Genomic DNA, 22,341 nt, shown 5'->3' with positions numbered 1-22,341 from the left:
TCATGAGCGAGCCCGAGCAGCAGCAGTCCTCGGTCCCCCTTGCCGTCGTCGGCATGGCCTGCCGCTACCCCGGCGGCGTGCGGTCGCCCGAGGACCTGTGGCAGGTCGCGGTCACCGGGCGGGAGGTCATCTCCGACCTGCCCGGCGACCGCGGCTGGGACCTGGACTCCCTGTCCAGCGCGAGCTACCTCGACCGGGGCGGCTTCCTTGACGACGTGGCCGGTTTCGACCCGGCCTTCTTCGGCATCTCCCCGCGTGAGGCCCTGGCCATGGACCCGCAGCAGCGGGTGCTGATGGAGGTCGCCTGGGAGGCCCTGGAGCGCGCCGGGCTGGACCCGGCGGCGCTGCGCGGCAGCCGCACCGGCGTCTTCGTCGGCGCCGAGCCCCGCGAGTACGGCCCCTCGCTCTACAACGCCCCCGAGGCGATCGAGGCGCACCTGCTCACCGGCACCACCACCAGCGTGATGTCCGGCCGGATCGCCTACACCCTGGGCCTGAACGGGCCCGCCCTGACGGTCGACACCTCGGCCTCCAGTTCGCTGGTGGCCATCCACCTGGCCGCCCAGGCGCTGCGCCAGAGCGACACCTCGCTGGCGATCGCCGGTGGTGTGTCGGTGATGGCCACCCCGGGCAACTTCGTCGCGTTCAGCCGCCTGCGCGGCCTGGCCCCGGACGGCCGGGTCAAGGCCTTCTCGGCCGACGCCGACGGCACGGTCTGGTCCGAGGGCGCCGGTCTGCTGGTGCTGGAACGGCTGGAGGACGCGGTGCGCAACGGCCACCGCGTGCTCGCCGTGCTGCGCGGCACCGCGATCAACAACGACGGCGCGAGCACGGTGCTCACCGCGCCCAACGGCACCGCGCAGGAAGCCGTGATCCGCGACGCCCTGGCCGCCGCCGCACTGAGCGCCGCCGACATCGACGCGGTCGAGGCGCACGGCACCGGAACGCCTCTGGGCGACCGCACCGAGGCCCGCACGCTGCTGGCCACCTACGGCGCCGCCCGCCCGGCCGATCGTCCGGTGCACGTCGGTTCGGTGAAGTCGAACATCGGCCACACCCAGGCCGCCGCCGGGGTGGCCGGGGTGATCAAGACCGTGATGGCGCTGCGCCACGGGATGCTCCCCGCCTCGCTAAACATCAGCGACCCCACGCCGCACGTGGACTGGGCCGCCTCCGGGCTGAACCTGCTCACCCAGCCACAGGATTGGCCGCAGACCGGCCGCCCGCGCCGGGCCGGCGTGTCGTCGTTCGGTATCAGTGGCACCAACGCCCACGCGATCCTCGAAGAGGCCCCCACCCAGAGCGCGACCCCGAGCCAGATTGAAAACGTCGGTGGGCCTGGTTTGTTCGCAGGTGCGCCCGCCCCGGCCGCCTGGTTGCTCTCGGCCCGGTCGGAGGCCGCGCTGGCCGGCCAGGCCGCGCGACTGAGCGAGCACCTGGCCACGGCAGTGGCTCTCGAGCCGGCCTCGGTGGCCTGGTCGCTGGCCACCACCCGCACCGCCCACGAGCACCGCGCCGTCCTGATCACCAGCCGCCCGGACGCCTCGGTCACCACCGACCCCGCGGCCACGGCCGCCGTGGACACCGTCGAGGCCGTCGGGGCCACGAGCACGTCCTCCGGCTCGGGCAATCCGGACTCAGCGAACCTGCCGGGCGCAGCCGACCTGCTCGCCGACCTCGCGGCCGGTCGCCCCTCGCCCGCCATCGTGGCCGGCACCGCTCACTCCGCCACCGACCCCCGCGTCGTCTTCGTCTTCCCCGGCCAGGGCTCGCAGTGGCTCGGTATGGGGCGTGAGCTCGCCCAGTCGTCGCCCATTTTCGCGGCCAGGCTCACCGAGGCCGAACGTGCCCTCGCCCCCCACCTGGACTGGGACGGCGCCGCTCTCGATGACGTGCTGGCCGGTGCTGACAACGCGCCCAGCCTTGAGCGCGTCGACGTGGTCCAGCCCGCACTCTTCGCGGTCACCGTCGCCCTGGCTGCGCTCTGGCAGGAGTCCGGCGTCGCGCCCGCCGCGGTGGTCGGGCACAGCCAGGGCGAGATCGCCGCCGCCCACGTGGCCGGTCTGCTCACCCTGGAAGACGCGGCCCGCATCGTGGCCCGCCGCAGCCGAGTACTGCGGGCCCTGGCCGGGCGCGGAGGTATGCTCTCGATCGCCGAGTCGGCCGAGGCCGTCGCCGCCCGCATCGAGCCGTTCGCCGGGCAGGTCGCGATCGGCGTGATCAACAGCCCCGACGCCACCGTGGTCAGCGGTGACCCCGAGGCGCTGGCCCGGATCGCCGCCGGGTGCGAGCGCGACGAGGTCCGTCACCGCCTTCTACCGGTCGACTACGCCTCGCACAGCCCGCAGGTCGACGATGTGCGCCCGGAGCTGCTCGAGGAGCTTCGGGGGGTGCAGTCGCTGGGCGGCGGCACCACGATGGTCTCGTCGGTGACGGCCGAGCCGGTCGAGCTGCTGGACGCTGCCTACTGGGTCGAGAACCTGCGTCAGCCGGTGCGTTTCGCCGACGCGGTGGCCCGGCTGGAGAGCGACGGCTACGAGATCTTCGTCGAGATCTCCCCGCACCCGGTGCTGACCGGGCCGATCACCTCCACCATCGAGCACGCCCGGGCCGGCCGGGCCGCCCTGCGCCCGGCGCCCGTGGTCACCTCGACGCTGCGCCGCGAAGACGATGGCGCCGAGCGATTCCTGACCTCGCTGGCCGAGGCCCACGTGCGGGGCGTGCCGGTCGACTGGGCCCGGGTGCTGCCCGCTGCCGCCCCCGTCGACCTGCCCACCTACGCCTTCGAGCACCAGCGGTTCTGGCTCGACCCGGCGAACCGGGGCGCCGACGTGCCGACGGTGCAAGCGTTCGAGACCGCCACCGTCGGCGGCATCCGCGAGCGCATCACCGGCCGCGCGGCGGGGGAGCAGGCCCAGCTCGTGCTGGAGCTGATCCAGGCCCACGCGGCGGCTCTGCTCGGCCTCGCCACCCCCGACGCGATCGACCCCGGACGCACCTTCAAGGACAGCGGGTTCGACTCGCTGGCCGGGGTCGAGCTGCGCAGCCGGCTGAACACCGCCACCGGTCTGACGCTGCCCACCACGCTGGTGTTCGACTACCCCACCCCGGCCGTCCTGGCCGGGTTCCTGCGCGCCCAGCTGCTGGGTGCCACCGAGCTCGCGCAGTCGCGCCCCGTTTCCACTGTGGCGGCGGCGATCGACGAGCCGGTTGCCATCGTTGCCATGAGCTGCCGTCTGCCCGGCGGCGTCCGGGACCCCGAGGGACTCTGGCAGCTGGTCTCCCAGGGGGTGGACGCGATCGGCGAGGCACCGGCCGACCGCGGCTGGGAACTCGAGGGGCAGGCCGCTCAGCGCGGTGGTTACCTGCCCGATGTCGCCGACTTCGACGCGGCCTTCTTCGGGGTCAGCCCGCGCGAGGCGCTGGCGATGGACCCGCAGCAGCGCCTGATGCTCGAGACCGCCTGGGAGGCCCTGGAGCGGGCCGGGATCGACATCCCGGGCCTGCGCGGCTCGGCCACCGGGGTGTACATCGGCGCCGCCTCGTCCGGCTACGGCGACGACGGCCCGGCCGACCTTCAGGGGCATCTGCGCACCGGTAGCGCCACCAGCGTGCTGTCCGGGCGGGTGGCCTACACGTTCGGGTTCGAGGGCCCCGCGGTCACGGTGGACACGGCCTGCTCCTCGTCGCTCGTCGCCCTGCACCTGGCCGCCTCGGCCCTGCGCAGCGGTGAGTGCGACCTGGCGCTGGCCGGTGGCGTCACCGTGCACGCCACCCCCTCGTGGCTGACCTGGTTCACCCGCCAGCAGGGGCTTTCCTCCGACGGGCGCTGCAAGGCGTTCGGGGCGGGCGCCGACGGCATGGGAATGGCCGAGGGCGCCGGCGTGATCGTGCTGGAACGACTCTCGGACGCCCGCCGACTGGGCCATGATGTGCTGGCCGTGGTGGCCGGCTCCGCAGTGAACCAGGACGGCGCCTCGAACGGCCTGACCGCCCCGAACGGGCCCTCGCAGCAGCGCGTGATCCGTGCGGCGCTGGCCGGAGCGGGCCTGGACGCGGCCGACGTGGACGCGGTGGAGGCGCACGGCACCGGCACCGGCCTGGGCGATCCGATCGAGGCGCAGGCGCTGATCGCGACCTACGGCTCGGCCCGCGACGCGGGGCACCCGCTGCTGCTGGGCACGATCAAGTCGAACATCGGGCACACCCAGTGGGCGGCGGGCGCGGCCGGGATCATCAAGACGGTCCTGGCCCTGCAGCACGCCGAACTGCCCCGCACCCTGCACGCCGACGAGCCCACCACGCACGTGGACTGGTCGGCGGGCACGGTGAAGCTGCTCACCGAGGCGGCCGCCTGGCCCGATCGTGGCCGGCCGCGGCGGGCCGGTGTCTCGTCGTTCGGCATCAGCGGCACCAACGCACACGTGATCCTGGAACAGGCTCCCGACCCGGTCGCAACCACGGTTGCCGAGGCGCCCGACGAGGCCCGACCGGTCACGGCCGGTTCCGGTGACCCGGCCGCAGGCGTCGAGCAGGTCTCGGCCGGAGCGCCGAACGGCCGGGCGGCGGACCCTGCCGTACCCCTGATCATCTCGGCCCGCACCGCCGACGCCCTGCCGGCCCAGGCCCACCAGCTGGCTGAGTTCCTCGCGAACCGCCCTGCGGTCACCCCCGCCGACCTGGCCTGGTCGCTGGCCTCGGTGCGCACCGGTCTACCCGAGCGGGCCGTGGTCACCGGAGCCACCCGCGACGAGCTCATCAGTGGGCTCAGAGCTGTCGAACCCTCCGGCACCATCACCCAGGGCGCCGGGCTGCTCGGCTTCGTCTTCACCGGCCAGGGGGCTCAGCGCGTCGGCATGGCCCAGCAGCTGTACGCTGCCTTCCCGGTGTTCGCCGCCGCCTTCGACCAGGCCTGCGCCGCGCTGGACGAGCACCTGGCCCAGCCCGAGTCGCTGAAGAGCGTGCTCGACGGTCACGCCGGCCCGATCGACGACACCATGTGGGCCCAGACCGGACTGTTCGCCGTCGAAGTGGCGCTGTTCCGGCTGCTCGCCTCGTTCGGCGTCGAGCCGCAGGCCCTGGCCGGCCACTCGATCGGTGAACTGGCCGCCGCCCACGTGGCCGGCATCTGGAACCTGGACGACGCCGCGAAGGTGGTGGCCGCCCGCGGTCGGCTGATGCAGGCTCTGCCCCGCGGCGGGGCGATGCTGTCGGTGCGGGCGGGCGAGGCCGACGTGCTCGCCGCCATCGCCGACATCCCCGGCGTCGGTCTCGCGGCGGTCAACGCCGCCGAAGCGGTGGTGGTCTCGGGAACTGAGGACGCGGTGGCGTCGCTCGAGCGCGCACTCTCGGCCACCGATGTGCGAACCAGGCGGCTGCGGGTCTCGCACGCCTTCCACTCGGCCCTGATGGAGCCCATGCTCCAGGAGTTCGCGGCGGTGACGGCCTCCGTCTCCTACGCGCCCCCGCGCATCCCCATCGTCTCCACGCTCACCGGCGCACTGGCGTCCGAAGAACTGCTCGACCCGCTGTACTGGGTGCGGCAGGTGCGCGAGGCCGTCCGTTTCGCCGACGCCGTCACGGCCATGGAACGCATCGGCGTAAGGACTTTCGTCGAGATCGGTCCCGACGCCGTACTCACCTCCCTGGGCGCCGTTCACGGCGCGGGGGTGTGGATCCCGGCTCAGCGGCGCGACCGTGATCAGAGCGTCGCCGTCGTGGCGGCGATCGGCGCCCTGGGGGCTCGCGGCGTCGAGGTCGACTGGGCCGCCGTCCTCCCTGGGGCCCAGCGGGTTGCCCTGCCCACCTACGCCTTCACCCGGCAGCGGTTCTGGCTCTCGCCCCGCACCGGCGCCCGTCCCAAGGACAGTGGCCTGGGTGCCTCCGGTCACCCGTTGCTGGGCACCGTCGTGGAACTGCCCGCCAACGGCGGCCTGGTCCTGACCGGGCGCCTGTCCCGCAACGTGCCGCCCTGGCTGGCGGATCACGTCGTGGCCGGACGAGTCGTGGTGCCCGGGGCGGCGCTGGTCGAGATGGCGATCCGGGCCGGCGACGAGACCGGCTGCTCACGCCTGGCCGAGATGGTGATCCAGGCGCCGATGGTGGTGCCCGCCCGCGGCGGCATCCAGGTGCAGATCACCGTCGGGGAACCGGACGAGCGGGGCGAGCGGCCGCTGGCCATCCACTCCCGGCCCGAGGACGAGAGCGCGCCGTGGACCGAGCACGCCACCGGTGTGCTCGCCCAGGCCGAGAACGCTCAGACCGAAACCGCCCAGACCGAAACTGGCCGGATCGAAACCGCCCAGACTGAAACTGACCAGGCCGAAATCAGCATGGCGGTCTGGCCGCCGGCCGGTGCAGTGGCCCAGGACATCGGCGGACTCTACAAGCGGCTGGCCGGTCTGGGCCTGCCCTACGGCCCGTCGTTCCAGGGGGTCCGGGCGGCCTGGCGGCGCGACACCGAGCTCTTCGTGGAGGTGGCGCTCGGAGCCGGTACCGAGGTCGAGGGCTACGGCCTGCACCCGGCGCTGCTGGACTCGGCGCTGCACCTGATCGCCGGGGAGGAGACCGCCCACCTGCCGTTCGCCTGGAACGACGTGGTGGTGCAGGCCACCGGCGCCTCGATGGCCCGGGTGCGCATCGCACCGGTGGCCGACGGTTTCGGGCTGGCGCTGGCCGACGAGCAGGGTGCGACGATCGCCACGGTCGGTTCTCTGACGCTGCGGCCCCTGCCGGCCGGTGGACTGGCCGAGGACCCCCTGCTCGCCGAGGCGCTGCACCGGCTGACCTGGGTGCCCGTGCCCGACCGGGCCGAACCGACCGACGAGCAGGCCGTGCGCTTCGCCGTGCTGGGCGCCGACCGCAGCGCAGCCCCGTCCGATGCCCCCTCGTTCGTGGACGTGGCCGCAGTGGTGGCGGCCGTGGCCGACGGCGCCCCGGCGCCCGACGCGCTGATCTTCCGGGTCGCCGAAAGCCCACAACAGGCCGACGTTCCGGCGCGTGCACACGCCCTCACCGCGTCCGTGCTCAAGACTTTGCAGGACTTCCTGAAGGCCGAGGAGCTGGCCGCTACCCGGCTGCTGGTGCTCACCGAACGGGCCGTCGACGCCGGTGCGGTGGCGGTCTCGCCCGCGGTGGCCGGGGTGGTCGGCCTGGTCCGGGTGGCCCAGTCCGAACAGCCCGGACGGGTCGTCCTGGCCGACCTGGACGATGCGCCCCCGGCGGACCTTCTCGCACAGGTCATGGCCTGCGGTGAGGCGCAGATCGCGGCGCGCGGCGGCCGGCTGCTGGCTCCGCGGCTGGCCCGGGTCGAGACCGGTCTGGCGGTGCCGGCCGGGGAGCCGAGCTGGCGGCTGAACGTCACCGAGCGCGGCACGCTGGAGAACGTGGCGCTCAAGCCCACCGACACCGATGGACGTCCGCTGGCCCCTCGGGAGGTCCGGGTGGCGCTGCGGGCGGCTGGGGTGAACTTCCGGGACGTGCTGAACGTGCTCGGCATGTACCCGGGCGATCCCGGGCTGCTGGGTCTCGAAGGCGCCGGTGTGGTGCTCGAGACCGGCTCGGAGGTGACTTCGGTCGCGGCCGGAGATGCCGTGATGGGCCTCTTCGAGGCTGCTTTCGCGCCGATCGCGATTGCCGACGAGCGGCTGCTGGCGCCGGTTCCGGACGGCTGGACGATGGCCGAGGCCGCTTCCGCGCCGGTGGTCTACCTGACCGCCTGGCACGCGCTGGTCTCGGTGGCCGGGCTGCAGGCGGGCGAGTCGGTGCTCATCCACGCCGCCGCCGGTGGTGTCGGCTCGGCGGCCGTGCAGGTGGCCCGCCATTTGGGCGCCGAGGTGTTCGGCACGGCCAGCCCGGGCAAGTGGCCGATGCTGCACGCGGCGGGTCTGGACCCGGACCACGTGGCCAGTTCCCGCACCCTGGAGTTCGAGGACGCGTTCGGCCGGGTCGATGTCGTCCTGGACTCCCTGGCCGGGGATTTCGTCGACGCATCGCTGCGGCTGGCGGCCGGGCCCCAGGGCCGGTTCGTGGAGATCGGCAAGACCGACGTCCGGGATCCGGACGAGGTGGCCCGCGCGCACGACGGTCTGGCCTACTCGGCGTTCGACCTGCTCGAGCTCGACCCCGGTGCGATCGCCCCGATGTTCCAGGCGCTTTCGGCGCTCTTCGCCGACGGTTCGCTGCGGCCACTGCCGGTGGCGGCCTGGGACGTGCGGCAGGCGGTCGAGGCGTTCCGCTACCTGAGCCAGGCCCGCAACGTGGGCAAGGTCGTGCTCACGCTGCCCTCGCTCCGGCGTTCGGGAACCGTTCTGATCAGCGGAGTCTCCGGTGCGCTGGGCGGCCTGGTCGCCCGTCATCTGGTGGCTTCCGCCAGCGTCGGCAGTGTCGGACAACAGTACGTGCTGCTGTCACGCCGCGGCCCGGCTGCGCCCGGAACCGCCGCCCTGGTGGCCGATCTGGCCGCGCGCGGGGTGAATGTGCAGCTGCTCGCAGCCGACGTCGCCGACCGCAGCCAACTGGCGTCCGTTCTTGGTGATCTTCCTGCTGCGGCCCCGCTGCGGACCGTGGTGCACGCGGCGGGCGTGCTCGACGACGGCGTCATCGCCGCGCTGACCCCCGAGCGACTGCAGTCGGTTCTGCAGCCCAAGGTGGACGGCGCGTGGAACCTGCACGCCCTCACCCGGGGTGCGGATCTGGATCATTTCGTGCTGTTCTCGTCGGTCGCGGGGCTCTGGGGCAACGCCGGTCAGGCCGGCTATGCAGCGGCCAACACCTTCCTCGACGCCCTGGCCGCAGCCCGCCGGGCGGAAGGCCTTCCGGCCACGTCGCTGGCCTGGGGCCCCTGGCAGCTGGAAGCCGCTCAAGGCGGCGGCATGGCCGACGCGCTCACCGACGCCGACTGGCAGCGTTTCGCCCGCCAGGGCCTCGCGCCGCACACCGCCACCGAAGGGCTGGCACTACTCGACTCCGCCCTGGGCCTGCCGCACGCCCTGCTGGTTCCTGCTCGTCTGGCGCTGCGGTCGGTCCGTGGCTCCCTGCCTGCGCTGCTTTCCGGCCTCACGTCCGGGCAGACCACCGTCTCTCGTACCCGGCGCGTGGCCGGCGCGGCGAGCGCAGGTGGCACTGGGCTGACCGGGCGCCTGGCCTCGATGAGCGAGGCCGACCGTGACCGCACGGTGCTCGACCTGGTGCGGGCGCAGGCCGCCCTGGTACTGGGAATGTCCGGGGCCGAGGCGGTCTCGCCGTCCGCCGCGTTCCGCGACCTGGGCATCGACTCGCTCACCGCCGTCGAGCTGCGCAACCGGCTGGGCTCGGTCACCGACCTGCGGCTGCCGGCCGGGGTGGTGTTCGACTACCCCACGCCGACTCTGCTCACCGGCTTCCTGCGGGCCCGGCTGATCCCCGAGGACGTGGTCGCGTCCTCGGCCCGCGAACTGGTCCCCACAGTCGCTCGCACCGAGGAGGACCAGCTGGTCATCGTCGGCATCGGCTGCCGCTTCCCCGGGGGCGTCGGCTCTTCCGGCGAGTTCTGGCAGCTGCTGGCCGACGGCGTGGACACCGTCTCCACCTTCCCGGCCGACCGCGGCCCCACCTGGGACGGGGTGTTCGAGGGCGAGAGCCCGCACACCCGCACCGGTGCCTTCCTGCACGACGCGGGCGACTTCGACGCCCAGTTCTTCGGCATCAGCCCCCGCGAGGCGCTGGCCATGGACCCGCAGCAGCGGCTGCTGCTGGAGACCTCCTGGCAGGCGCTGGAAGATGCGGGGATCGACCCGGGCTCGCTGCACGGCAGCGCCACCGGGGTCTTCGCCGGCCTGATCTACCACGACTACGCGGTCGGCGGGGTGATGCCCGAGGAGGTCCAGGGCTACCTGACCACCGGTGGCTCGGGCGGGGTGGCCTCCGGTCGCGTCGCCTACGCCCTGGGTCTGGAGGGACCCGCGGTCACCGTGGACACGGCCTGCTCCTCCTCGTTGGTGGCCCTGCACCTGGCCGCCCAGGCCCTGCGCTCGGGGGAGTGCGACCTGGCCCTGGCCGGTGGCGTCACCGTTATGGCCACGCCCGGAACGTTCCTGGAGTTCGCCCGGCAGCGGGGGCTCTCGAGCGACGGCCGCTGCAAGGCCTACGCCCAGGCCGCCGACGGCACCGGGTGGGGCGAGGGCGTGGGCATGCTGGTGGTCGAGCGCCTGTCGGACGCCCGGCGCAAGGGGCACCGGGTGCTGGCGGTGCTCGCCGGTACGGCGGTCAACCAGGACGGCGCCTCCAACGGCCTGACCGCGCCCAACGGCCCCTCGCAGCAGCGGGTGATCCAGTCGGCCCTGGCCGCCGCCGGGCTCTCGGCGGCTGACGTGGACGTGGTGGAGGGGCACGGCACCGGCACCCGGCTGGGCGACCCGATCGAGGCCGAGGCGCTGATCGCGACCTACGGGCAGGCCCGCGACGACCGCAACCCGGTGCTGCTGGGCTCGGTGAAGTCGAACATCGGCCACACCCAGGCCGCGGCCGGGGTGGCCGGTGTGATCAAGATGATCGAGTCGATGGCGCATGGCACGGTCCCCGCCACCCTGCACGTGGACGAGCCGTCCGCACACGTGGAATGGGACGCCGGGGCGGTGCGTCTAGTCACCGAGACCACGCCGTGGCCGGATCGACAGGAAACCGGCCGCCCGCGCCGGGCCGCCGTCTCCAGCTTCGGCTTCTCCGGCACCAACGCCCACGTCATCCTCGAGCAGGCGCCGGCCGAGGACACCGCCCGCCGGGCCACCGTCGTCCCCACCGCCGACGGCTCCGCCGAGTCGGTCGTGGCGATGCCGGTGATCCCCTGGACGATCTCCGCCCGGGGCCGCGACAGCCTGGCCGCCCAGGCTCTCCGGCTGCGCGAGCACCTGCACGGACAGCCCGAACTCGACCCGCTGGACGTCGGCTGGTCGCTGGCCACCGCCCGGGCCCACCTGCCCGAGCGCGCGGTGCTCACCGGTAGCTCCCGCGACGAACTGCTCACCCGCCTGGACGAGCTGATCGCCGGCCCGGCCGGTGAGGGCGCCGTCGGCGGTGACCAGATCGCCTTCGTGTTCACCGGTCAGGGCGCGCAGCGGGCCGGCATGGGCCAGCAGCTGTACCAGGTGTACCCGGTGTACGCGAGGGCCTTCGACGAGGTCTGCGCGGCGCTGGAGGAGCACCTGGGCGGGCCGGGCTCGCTGCGGGACGTGCTCCTGGCCGGCGAGCAGATCGACCAGACGCAGTGGGCCCAGGCCGGGCTGTTCGCGCTCGAGGTGGCGCTGTTCCGGCTGCTGGAGTCCTGGGGCGTTCAGCCCTCGGCCGTGGCCGGCCACTCGATCGGTGAGCTGGCCGCCGCGCACGTGGCCGGGGTCTGGTCGCTGGCCGACGCGGCCGTGGTGGTCGCGGCCCGGGGCCGGCTGATGCAGGCACTGCCCTCCGGCGGCGCCATGCTCTCGGTGCGGGCCGGCGAGGACGACGTGCGGCTGCTGACCGCCGGTATCGACGCGCAGTTCGACGGGCTGAGCATCGCCGCGGTCAACGCCCCCGACGCGGTGGTGCTGTCCGGCCCGCAGGAGGCCGTCGCCGCCGCCGAGGAACACCTGAGCGCGCAGAACCTGCGGGTGCGCCGGCTGCGGGTCTCGCACGCCTTCCACTCGGCCCTGATGGAACCGATGCTGGCCGAGTTCGCGGCCGTCACCGCATCGGTCACCTACGCCGCGCCGCGCATCCCGCTGGTCTCCACCCTGACCGGGCTGCCCGCCGGGCCGGAACTGCTCGACCCGGCGTACTGGGTGCGCCAGGTGCGCGAGGCCGTGCGCTTCTCTGACGCCGTCACCGCCCTGCGCGACCTCGGGGTGCGCACCTTCGTCGAGATCGGCCCCGACGGCGTGCTCTCCGGCCTGGGTGCCGGGTTCGCCGCCGAGAACGAGGCCTGGATCCCGGCACTGCGCCGCGACCGCGACGAACCGAAGACCCTGGTCTCGGCCCTCGGCGCCGTGCACACGCGGGGCGGGCTCGTGGACTGGTCGGTGCTCTTCGCCGGCACCGGCGCCCGCCGGGTCACCCTGCCGCCCTACGCCTTCACCCGGCAGCGCTACTGGCTCGAGGCCGGAAGCGGCGCGGCCGACGCGGTCGGGCTGGGACAGGTCGGCGCCGCGCACCCGTTGCTGGGCGCGAGCACCACCATTGCCGCCGGCGGCGTGCTGCTGACCGGCCGCCTGTCGCTGCGCTCGCAACCCTGGCTGGGCGAGCACGTGGTGGCCGGGCAGGTGGTCGTGCCCGGCGCCGCGCTGGTCGAGATGGCCGTGCGGGCCGGGGACGAGACCGGCCAGACCCGGGTGGCGGAGCTGGTGGTCGAGACCCCGCTGATCCTGCCGCCGGACAACGTGATGGCCGGCACTCGCGTGCAGGTCACGGTCGAGCCTGCGGACGACAACGGCCGCAGCGCCCTGGCCATCCACTCCCAGCCCGAGGGACGCACCGGCGCCTGGACCCGTCACGCCACCGGTGTGCTCGCGGTGCCGGACGACGTTCCGGCCCCGGCCCGGCTCACCGAATGGCCTCCGGCCGGTGCGGCCGAGACCGACCTGGACAACTTCTACGCCGACCTCGCCACCACCGGCCTGAGCTACGGCTCCCTGTTCCAGGGAGTGCGGCGCGGCTGGCGGCGCGGTGACGAGCTGTTCGCCGAGGTGGCTCTGCCCGAGCAGGCCCAGCTCGACGGATTCGCCCTGCACCCGGCCCTGCTCGACGCCTCGCTGCACCTGCTCGGCACCTCCGGGCAGCCCGGCGAAGGCCCACTGCTGCCGTTCGCCTGGACCGACGTGATGGTCCACGCCACCGGTGCGGACACCGTGCGGGTGCGTCTGGCCCCAGCCGCAGAGGGCTTCTCGGTCACCCTGGCCGACGAGAACGGTGACATCGTCGCCTCGGTCGCCTCGCTCGTCCTGCGCGCCCTCCCGGCCGACGGCCTGACCGGCGACAAGGCCGGTCAGGACTCGCTGTACGAGGTGAGCTGGGTGCCCGTGCGGGCTGCCGCAGCCGTCGCCGAGCGCACCTGGGCCGTGGTGGGCACCGCCCTGCCGGGCTCGGAAGCGGTCCAGAGCTACGAGGGCCTGGCCCAGCTGGAGGCGGCCCTGGCCGCCGGCGCCCCGGCCCCCGACGTGGTCGTCGTAGCCGCCCACACCGCTGCTCACGCCACGGCCCAGGCCGGCGGCGAGAGCTCGGCCCACGCCGGCGGCGGGGCCGGGATCGAGGCCGTGGCCTCCGTCGGCATCCCGGTACGGCCCGAGGTCGCCGAGATCGCCCACGCCACGGCCGCCGAGCTGCTCTCCCGCCTCCAGACCTGGCTCAGCACCGAGGCCTTCGGCGAGTCGCAGCTGCTGATCCTCACCGACCACGCACTCGACGCCGGGCCGGGCGCCGTTCCCGACCCCGCCGCGTCCACTGTTGTGGGTCTGGTCCGGGTGGCCTCGGCCGAGAACCCGGGCCGCCTCGTCCTGGCCGACCTCGACGGCACGCCGGAAGTCTTCGGCCTGCTGCAGGCCGGGATCGATGCGGGCGAGCCCGAGTTCGCGGTTCGCCAAGGCGAGTTGCGCGTGCCGCGACTGACCCGCCCGACCCAGGCCCTCGCCGTCCCCAGTTCCGAAAACAAGAACTGGCGGCTGGACTTCACCGCCCGCGGCACCCTGGAGAACCTCACCCTCGCCCCGGTCGAGACCAGTAACGTCCTGGCCCCCGGCCAGGTCCGGGTCGGCCTGCGGGCAGCCGGCGTGAACTTCCGCGACGTGCTCAACGTGCTCGGCATGTACCCCGGCGACGCCGGGCAGCTCGGTCTCGAAGGGGCCGGCGTGGTGCTGGAGGTGGCGGACGGCGTCACCCGCCTGCAGCCCGGCGACCACGTGATGGGCCTCTTCACAGCCGCTTTCGGCCCCGAAGTGGTGACCGACGAACGTCTTCTGGTCGCCGTGCCCAACGGCTGGAGCCTGACCGAGGCGGCGGCCGCGCCCGTCGTCTATCTCACCGCCTACTACGCCTTGGTCGATCTGGCCGGGCTGGGCAGCGGCGAGCGCATCCTGATCCACGCCGCCGCCGGCGGGGTGGGCATCGCCGCCGTGCAGCTGGCCCGGCACCTGGGCGCGGAGGTGTTCGGCACCGCCAGCACCCCGAAATGGCAGACGCTGCGCGAGCTCGGCCTGCCCGCCACCCACATCGCCTCCTCCCGCACCCTGGAGTTCGAGGACGCGTTCCGGGCGGTCACCGGGGGAGCCGGGGTGGACGTGGTGCTCGACTCCCTGGCCGGTGAGTTCGTCGACGCCTCGGCCCGGCTGGCCGCGGGCGGGCGGTTCGTCGAGATGGGCAAGACCGACGTGCGCGACCCGGAGGTGATGGCCGCCGCGCACGACGGGCTGCAGTACTGCTCGTTCGACCTGCTCGACACCAGCCCGGACCGGATCGCGCAGATGTTCGCCGCGCTGTCCGAGCTGTTCGCGGCCGGCGTCCTCACTCCGCTGCCGGTGGCCACCTGGGACGTGCGCCGGGCCCCGGAAGCCTTCCGTCACCTGAGCCAGGCCCGCAACGTGGGCAAGGTCGTCCTGACCATCCCGGCCGTCACCTCCGCGCCGGGAACCGTCCTGATCACCGGTGCCTCCGGCGCTCTGGGCGGGATCCTGGCCCGCGATCTCGTGGCCCGCGACCAGGCTGACGGCCTGGTGCTGCTCTCGCGCCGTGGCCCCCTCGCGCCCGAGTTGTCGCGTCTGGCAGCAGAAATTGCTGGTGAGGGCAGGCCGGTGCGGGTGATCGCGGGCGACGTCGCCGACCGTGCCCACCTCGAACCCGTCCTGGCCTCGATCACCGACCTGCGGGGCGTGTTCCACGCGGCCGGTGTGCTGGACGACGGCGTGTTCGGCGCCCAGACTGCGCAGCGCCTGCATGCGGTGCTGCGGCCGAAGGTCGACGGCGCCTGGCACCTGCACGAGCTCACCCAGGACCGGGACCTGCGGCACTTCGTGCTGTTCTCCAGCATCGCCGGCCTGTGGGGCAACCCGGGGCAGGCCAACTACGCCGCCGCCAACACCTTCCTCGACGCCCTGGCCGTCCACCGTCGCTCCCGGGGCCTGGCCGCCCAGTCGCTGGCCTGGGGTCCGTGGCAGGCCGAGGGCACCGGCGGTATGACTTCCGCTCTGGCTCAGGCCGACTGGGAACGGCTCAGCCGCTCCGGCACCGTGCCGCTGGCCAATGAGGAGGGCCTGGCCCTGCTGGCTGCCGCCGACGCGGCGGCCTGGCCCGCGCTGGTACCGGTGCACCTGGACCCGGTGGCCCTGGAGGCCCAGGAGAGCATCGCCCCGCTGCTGTCGTCGGTGGTCCGCCGGGCGGCCCGCCGCAAGGTCGGCACCCCGGCCCGGGCCGGCGGCAACGCACTGGCCGACCTGCTCGCCGCGATGCCCGAGACCGAGCACGAACCGGCCCTGCTGGACCTGATCCACACCCAGACCGCGCTCGTCCTCGGGTTGCCCGGAGCCGACTCGATCCAGGCCGGGGACACCTTCAAGGACCTGGGTATCGACTCGCTGACCGCGCTGGAACTGCGCAACCGGGTCAACGACGTCACCGGCCTGCGACTGCCGGCCACCCTGGTCTTCGACTACCCCACACCCACCGTGCTGGCCTCGCACCTGCGCGCCGAGATCGTCGGCCGGGTGAAACCGGCTGCCGTCAGCGCCCGTTCGGAGGTAGCCGGGGACGAACTGGTCATCGTCGGTATCGGCTGCCGCTTCCCGGGCGGGGCCGGGTCGGCCAAGGAGTTCTGGAACCTGCTGGCCGAGGGGCAGGACGCGGTCGGCGGTTTCCCGGTCGACCGGGGCCCGCAGTGGGCCGGGGTGGTCGACCACGACCCGGACGCCGGTGGCAAGAGCTACGCCGCCGAGGGCGGATTCCTCTACGACGCCGGTGACTTCGACGCCCGCTTCTTCGGCATCAACGCCCGCGAGGCGCTGGCCATGGACCCGCAGCAGCGGCTGCTGCTGGAGACCTCCTGGGAGGCCCTGGAAGACGCCGGCATCGACCCCAGTGGGCTGCAGGGCAGCGACACCGGGGTCTTCGCCGGCCTGATCTACCACGACTACGGCGTGGGCGGCAGCACCCCGGACGAGGTCGAGGGCTACCTGAGCACCGGCACCTCCGGCGGTGTCGCCTCCGGCCGGGTGGCCTACGCGCTCGGGCTCGAGGGCCCCGCCGTCACGGTGGACACGGCCTGCTCGTCGTCGCTGGTCGCCCTGCACCTGGCGGCCCAGGCCCTGCAGGCCGGGGACTGCACGCTGGCCCTGGCCGGTGGGGTCACGGTGATGGCCACGCCCGGCACCTTCGTGGAGTTCTCCCGCCAGCGCGGCCTCGCGGCCGACGGCCGCTGCAAGGCCTACGCCGATGCCGCCGACGGCACCGGCTGGGGTGAAGGCGTGGGTGTCCTGGTGCTGGAGAAGCTTTCGGACGCCCGCCGCAACGGACATCGGATCCTCGCGGTTCTGCGGGGGTCGGCAATGAACCAGGACGGCGCCTCCAACGGCCTCACGGCACCCAACGGGCCCTCGCAGCAACGCGTCATCCGCGCCGCCCTGGCCTCGGCCGGGCTGGGTGTGGCAGACGTGGACGTGGTCGAGGGCCACGGCACCGGCACCCGGCTGGGCGACCCGATCGAGGCGCAGGCGCTGCTGGCCACCTACGGGCAACGCAGTCAGGAACCGCATGGGGCTGCTCCGCTGCTGCTGGGCTCGGTGAAGTCGAACATCGGCCACACCCAGGCCGCCGCGGGCGTCGCCGGGATCATCAAGATGATCCAGGCCATGCAGCACGGCATCGTCCCGGCCACCCTGCACGTGGACGCACCCAGCTCGCACGTGGACTGGGAGACCGGCGCCGTGCAGCTGGTCACCGAGCCGACCGCCTGGCCGGCCACCGGCCGTCCCCGCCGGGCCGGCATCTCGTCGTTCGGCTTCTCCGGCACCAACGCCCACGTGATCATCGAACAGGCGCCGCCGGTGCCCGAGCCGGAGGTGAAGCGCGCCCCGATGCCGGTCGTGCCCTGGCTCGTGTCCGGTCGTGGCCCGGCCGGTCTGGCCGCCCAGGCCGCCCGGCTGGCCGACGCCCTGCCCGAGAAGCTCACCCCCGAGCACGCCGTCGACCTGGGCTGGTCGCTGACCACCCAGCGCCCCGACCTGACCCACCGCGCGGTCGTGCTCGGCCGCACCCCCGGCGAACTCGCCGAGGCGCTGCGGGACCTGGACGGGAAGGCGATCACCGGCCTGGCCGGGACGGTGGGCAAGACCGGGTTCGTCTTCACCGGCCAGGGCGCCCAGCGTGTGGGCATGGGGCAGGAGCTGTACGCCGCCCACCCGGTGTTCGCCGACACCTTCGACGCGGTCTGCGCCGGGCTGGAGGAACACCTGGACGGCTCGGTCCGGACGGCGGTGCTGGACGCTGAGCGAATCGACCAGACGCAGTGGGCCCAGGCCGGTTTGTTCGCGGTCGAGGTGGCGCTGTTCCGGCTGCTGGAGTCGTGGGGTGTGAGTCCCTCGGTGATGGCCGGGCACTCGATCGGTGAGCTGGCCGCGGCGCACGTGGCCGGGGTCTGGTCGCTGGCCGACGCCTGCGCGGTGGTCGCCGCCCGGGGCCGGCTGATGCAGGCCCTGCCCTCCGGTGGCGCCATGCTGGCCGTGGCTCTGCCGGAAACCGCTGTGCTGAAACGTCTCGAAGCTTTCGACGGGGCCTTCGACGGGGTCGGTGTCGCCGCGGTCAACGGGCCGTCGGCGGTGGTCGTCTCCGGGGTCGCCGACCAGGTCGAGGCGCTCGCGGCCGAGCTGGAGAAGGACGAGGTGCGGATCCGCCGGCTGCGGGTCTCCCACGCCTTCCACTCAGCGCTGATGGAGCCGATGCTGGCCGAGTTCGAGAAGGTCACCCGTTCGGTGTCGTACGCGGTGCCGCGGGTCCCGCTGGTCTCCACGCTCACCGGTGAACCGGTGACCGGAGCCGTGCTGGAACCGGGCTACTGGGTGAGGCAGGTGCGCGGCGCCGTGCGTTTCGACGACGCGGTCAACGCCCTGCGGGCCTCAGGGGTGCGTACCTTCGTCGAGCTCGGCCCGGACGGGGTGCTCACCGGGCTGGGCTCGCAGACCGGGGCCGAGGGCGAACTCTGGGTGCCCACCCTGCGCCGCGAGCGTGATGAGGCCCTGACCCTGCTCACTGCACTGGCCCAGGTGCACGTGCGCAGCGGGAACGTGAACTGGGCCGAGATGTTCACCGGTACTGGCGCCCAGCGGGTGCCCCTGCCCACCCGCGCCTTCGTGCGGCAGACCTACTGGCTCACCCCTGACACCGGCCGGTTCGATCTCGGGGCCAAGGGCTTCGAGTCGTCGGACCACCCTCTGCTCGGTGCTGCGCTCGACCTGTCCAGCGGCGCCGGGGTGGTGATGACCGGGCGGCTCTCGCTGCGCACCCAGCCCTGGCTGGCCGAGCACGTCGTCGGCGGACGGGTGGTCGTGCCCGGCGCGGCCCTGGTCGAGATGGCGGTGCGGGCCGGCGACGAGGTGGGCTGCACGCGGATCGGTGAGCTGGTCGTCCAGGCGCCGCTGGTGCTCTCCGACAAGGACGCGGCCCGGGTGCAGGTCACGGTCGGCGCGGCCGGCCCGGACGGCGCCCGCGAGCTGACCATCCACTCCCGGCGCGAGGACGACCCGGGAGCCTGGACGCTGCACGCCTCCGGAGCGGTCCTGGCCGCCGAGGACCTCACCTCGGCCGACCTCACCTCGGCCGACCTGTCCGAGTGGCCTCCGACCGAAGCCGAGCCGTACGACCTGGCCGGCTTCTACCCGGAACTGGCTGACGGTGGTCTGGCCTACGGGCCGCAGTTCCAGGCGGTGCGGGCGGCCTGGCGCCGGGGCGAGGAACTGTTCGCCGAGGTGGAGCTGGGCGACGCTCTGCCGGTGTCCGGCTTCGCGCTGCACCCGGTGCTGCTGGACGCCTCGCTTCACCTGCTCGGGACCACCCGTCACGACGAGGCCGGTCCGCTCCTGCCGTTCGCCTGGACCGACGTGGACGTGCACACCGCCGGAGCCACAACGGCCCGGGTCCGGCTCGCACCCGCAGACGACGACGGCGTCTCGGTCACCCTGGCCGACGAGACCGGCGCGCCGATCGCCACCGTGGGATCGCTGGTGCTGCGGGCGCTCCCGGCCGGCGCAGTGATGGGCAGCGATCAGCTGGCCCGCGAAGCCCTTTACGAGCTCGACTGGATCCCGGCCCGCGGGGACGAGACCGCCGAGGACGAGATCGACGGGTGGGTCGTGCTGGGTGGCACTCTGGGGCTGCCCGGCGTCACCCGACACCCCGACGTGGCCGCACTGCTGGCCGACGAGGCGTCTCGCCCGCACACCGTGATCGTGCCGTGCATCCCCGAGGACGAACCCACCGACATCTCGGTCGAACTGCCCGGTGCCGCCCGCGACGCCGTCGCCGCGGTCCTCAGCACCCTGCAGGACTGGCTGGCCGCCGACGAGCTGGCCGACAGCCGGCTGGTGCTGGTCACCCGGCTGGCCGTGGACGCCGGGGCTGCCCCGGTCGACGTGACCGCGGCCGGTGTCTGGGGTCTGGCCCGGGTGGCGGCCGCCGAGAACCCCGGCCGGATCGTCCTGGTCGACCTGGAGACCCAGGACAACGCGATCGAGGCGCTCACCGGAGCCCTGGCCACGCACGAGGCCCAGGTGGCGGTGCGGGCCGGGCAGACCCTGATGCCGCGCCTGGTCCGCGCCGCGGCCGGGCTCACCGTGCCCGCCGTGGACACGCTGGACCCGAACGAGATCAGCGAGAGCGGGGGAGCGAGCCGGTCCCCGGCCTTCACCGGCGTAGCCTCCGCCGAGGTGGACGGCTCGGCGACTGTGAGCTGGCGACTGGAGTGCACCGGCCGGGGCACCCTGGAGAACCTGGCCCTGGTGCCCACCCGGGCCGGCACCCGTCCACTCGCCCCGAACGAGATCCGCGTGGCCCTGCGCGCCGCGGGCGTCAACTTCCGCGACGTGCTGAACGTGCTCGGCATGTACCCCGGTGAGGCGGGCCTGCTCGGCCTCGAAGGCGCCGGCGTGGTGCTCGAGGTCGGCGGCGACGTCACCTCGTTCCGGCCCGGCGACCGGGTGATGGGCCTGTTCGACGGCGCCTTCGCCCCGGTCGCGGTCACCGACTCGCGCCTGGTGGTGCCGGTGCCGGACGGCTGGAGCCTGGCCGAGGCGGCGGCCGCGCCGGTCGTCTACCTCACCGCCTGGTACGCCCTGGTGGTCCTGGCCGGGCTCGGCGAGGGCGAGCGGGTGCTGATCCACGCCGCCGCCGGCGGTGTCGGGATCGCGGCCGTGCAGCTGGCCCGGCACCTGGGCGCCGACGTCTTCGGCACCGCCAGCCCGGGGAAGTGGCCGGTGCTGCGCGCTCTGGGCCTGGACGAGACCCGGATCGCCTCCTCCCGCACCACCGGGTTCGAGGCCGCGTTCCGCGCCCAGACCGGCGCCGCGGGCATCGACGTGGTGCTGGACTCATTGGCCGGAGAGTTCGTCGACGCCTCGCTGCGCCTGGCCGCCGGGCCCGGCGGCCGTTTCGTCGAGATGGGCAAGACCGACGTCCGCGACCCGGACGAGGTCCTGGTCGAACACGACGGTCTCAGCTACCAGGCGTTCGACCTGCTCGACTGCACCCCCGAACTGATCGCGGAGATGTTCGCCGCGCTGTCGGGCCTGTTCGCCGCCGGGGTGCTCAAGCCGCTCCCGGTGGCCGCCTGGGACGTCCGTCGTACCCCCGAGGCGTTCCGGCACCTCAGTCAGGCCCGCAACGTGGGCAAGGTGGTGCTCACCTTGCCCAGCTTCTCCCGCCGCAGCGGCACGGTCCTGGTCACCGGCGCCTCGGGCGCTCTCGGGGGCCTGGTGGCGCGCCATCTGGCCCACCAGAACAGCGCCCAGGACGACGACCTTCTGCTCCTGTCCCGGCGCGGGCCCTCGGCTCCCGGCGCAGCCCTGCTGGCCGCCGATCTGGCCGAGACCGGCATCGGGGTAAGGATGGTCGCCGCCGACGCGGCGGATCGCGCTGCGCTCGCGAGTGTCCTGGCCGCCGTCCCTTCGCAACGCCCGCTGAGTGCGGTGTTCCACGCCGCCGGGGTGCTGCAGGACACGGTGATCGGCTCGCTCACCGCCGAGTCGCTGGAGGAGGTGATGCGGCCCAAGGTCGACGGCGCCTGGAACCTGCACGAACTCACCCGGCACGCGGATCTGGACCGGTTCGTGCTCTTCTCGTCGGTCGCGGGCACCTGGGGCAACCCCGGGCAGGGCAACTACGCCGCAGCGAACACGGTGCTCGACGCACTGGCCGGACACCGCCGCCGCGCCGGCCTGGCCGCCACCTCACTGGCCTGGGGCCCGTGGGACCTGGACCCGGCTCTGACCGGAACCACCGGCGGCATGGCCGGCACCCTCACCGAGGGCGACCGCAAACGCTTGGCCCGCCAGGGCTTCGTACCGGTCACCGCGGCCGACGGGCTGGCCCTGCTGGACGTGGCCGTCGACGCCGTCGAACTCGAGGGCCAGACCCCGGGCGCAGGGCGGGCCCTGCTGGTGGCCGCCCGCCTGGACCGGGTGGCCCTGCGCAACCGCGACGCGGCGGGGCTGCCCCCGGTCGCGGCGGGCCTGGTCGCCGGGCCTGTCCCGGCTGCCGCCGCCCGGCGCACGTCGACCACCCCGATCAGCGGCGACGTGCCCGACGTGGCCGGCGAGAAGGACGTGGCCGCCGGGCTTCTCACCCTGGGCGCGGACGAACGGCAGAAGGCCATCCGCGACCTGGTGGTGGCGCAGGCCGCCCACGTGCTCGGGCTTCCCGGGCCGGAGGCGGTCGAGGTCAGCCGCTCCTTCCGGGAACTGGGCTTCGACTCGCTCACCGCGGTCGAGCTACGCAACCGGCTGGGCACGGCCACCGGACTGCGCCTGGGCGCGGCCGTGGTGTTCGACCACCCCACGCCGGACGCGCTCACCGGTCACCTGCACCGCCAGCTCGGCGGCGAGGACAGCGGCGAGAACGAGGTGCTGGCGGCGTTCTCCGGCCTGGAGAAGGTCGAGTCGGCGCTGGCCACCCTGCTGGCCGACGAGTCTGCCCGTTCCCGGGTCACCGCCCGGGTGGAGGAGCTGCTGACCGCCCTGCGGCGCAACCGGGCCGAGGACGACCAGGACAGCCCGGAGGTGTCCGTCGCCGATCGCATCGAAGCGGCCGAGGACGACGACATCTTCGATTTCATCGACAAAGAGCTGGGAATTTAGCGCTTCGGCG

The 22,341-nt window shown here is 73.9% G+C and carries 1 pseudogene; it reads left to right on the top strand.

Annotated elements, in window-relative coordinates:
• Positions 1 to 20: 20 nt before the first annotated feature.
• Positions 21 to 22,331, top strand: a pseudogene (locus LWF15_RS18550) (SDR family NAD(P)-dependent oxidoreductase); the annotation flags it as partial.
• Between the last annotated feature and the right edge of the window lie 10 nt (positions 22,332 to 22,341).

The sequence above is a fragment of the Kineosporia rhizophila genome (assembly GCF_021277265.1).
In the GTDB taxonomy this organism is placed as follows: Bacteria; Actinomycetota; Actinomycetes; order Actinomycetales; family Kineosporiaceae; genus Kineosporia; species Kineosporia rhizophila.
The sequence above is the reverse complement of the archived record's forward strand: the minus strand, read 5'-3'. Positions and strand labels throughout refer to the sequence as shown.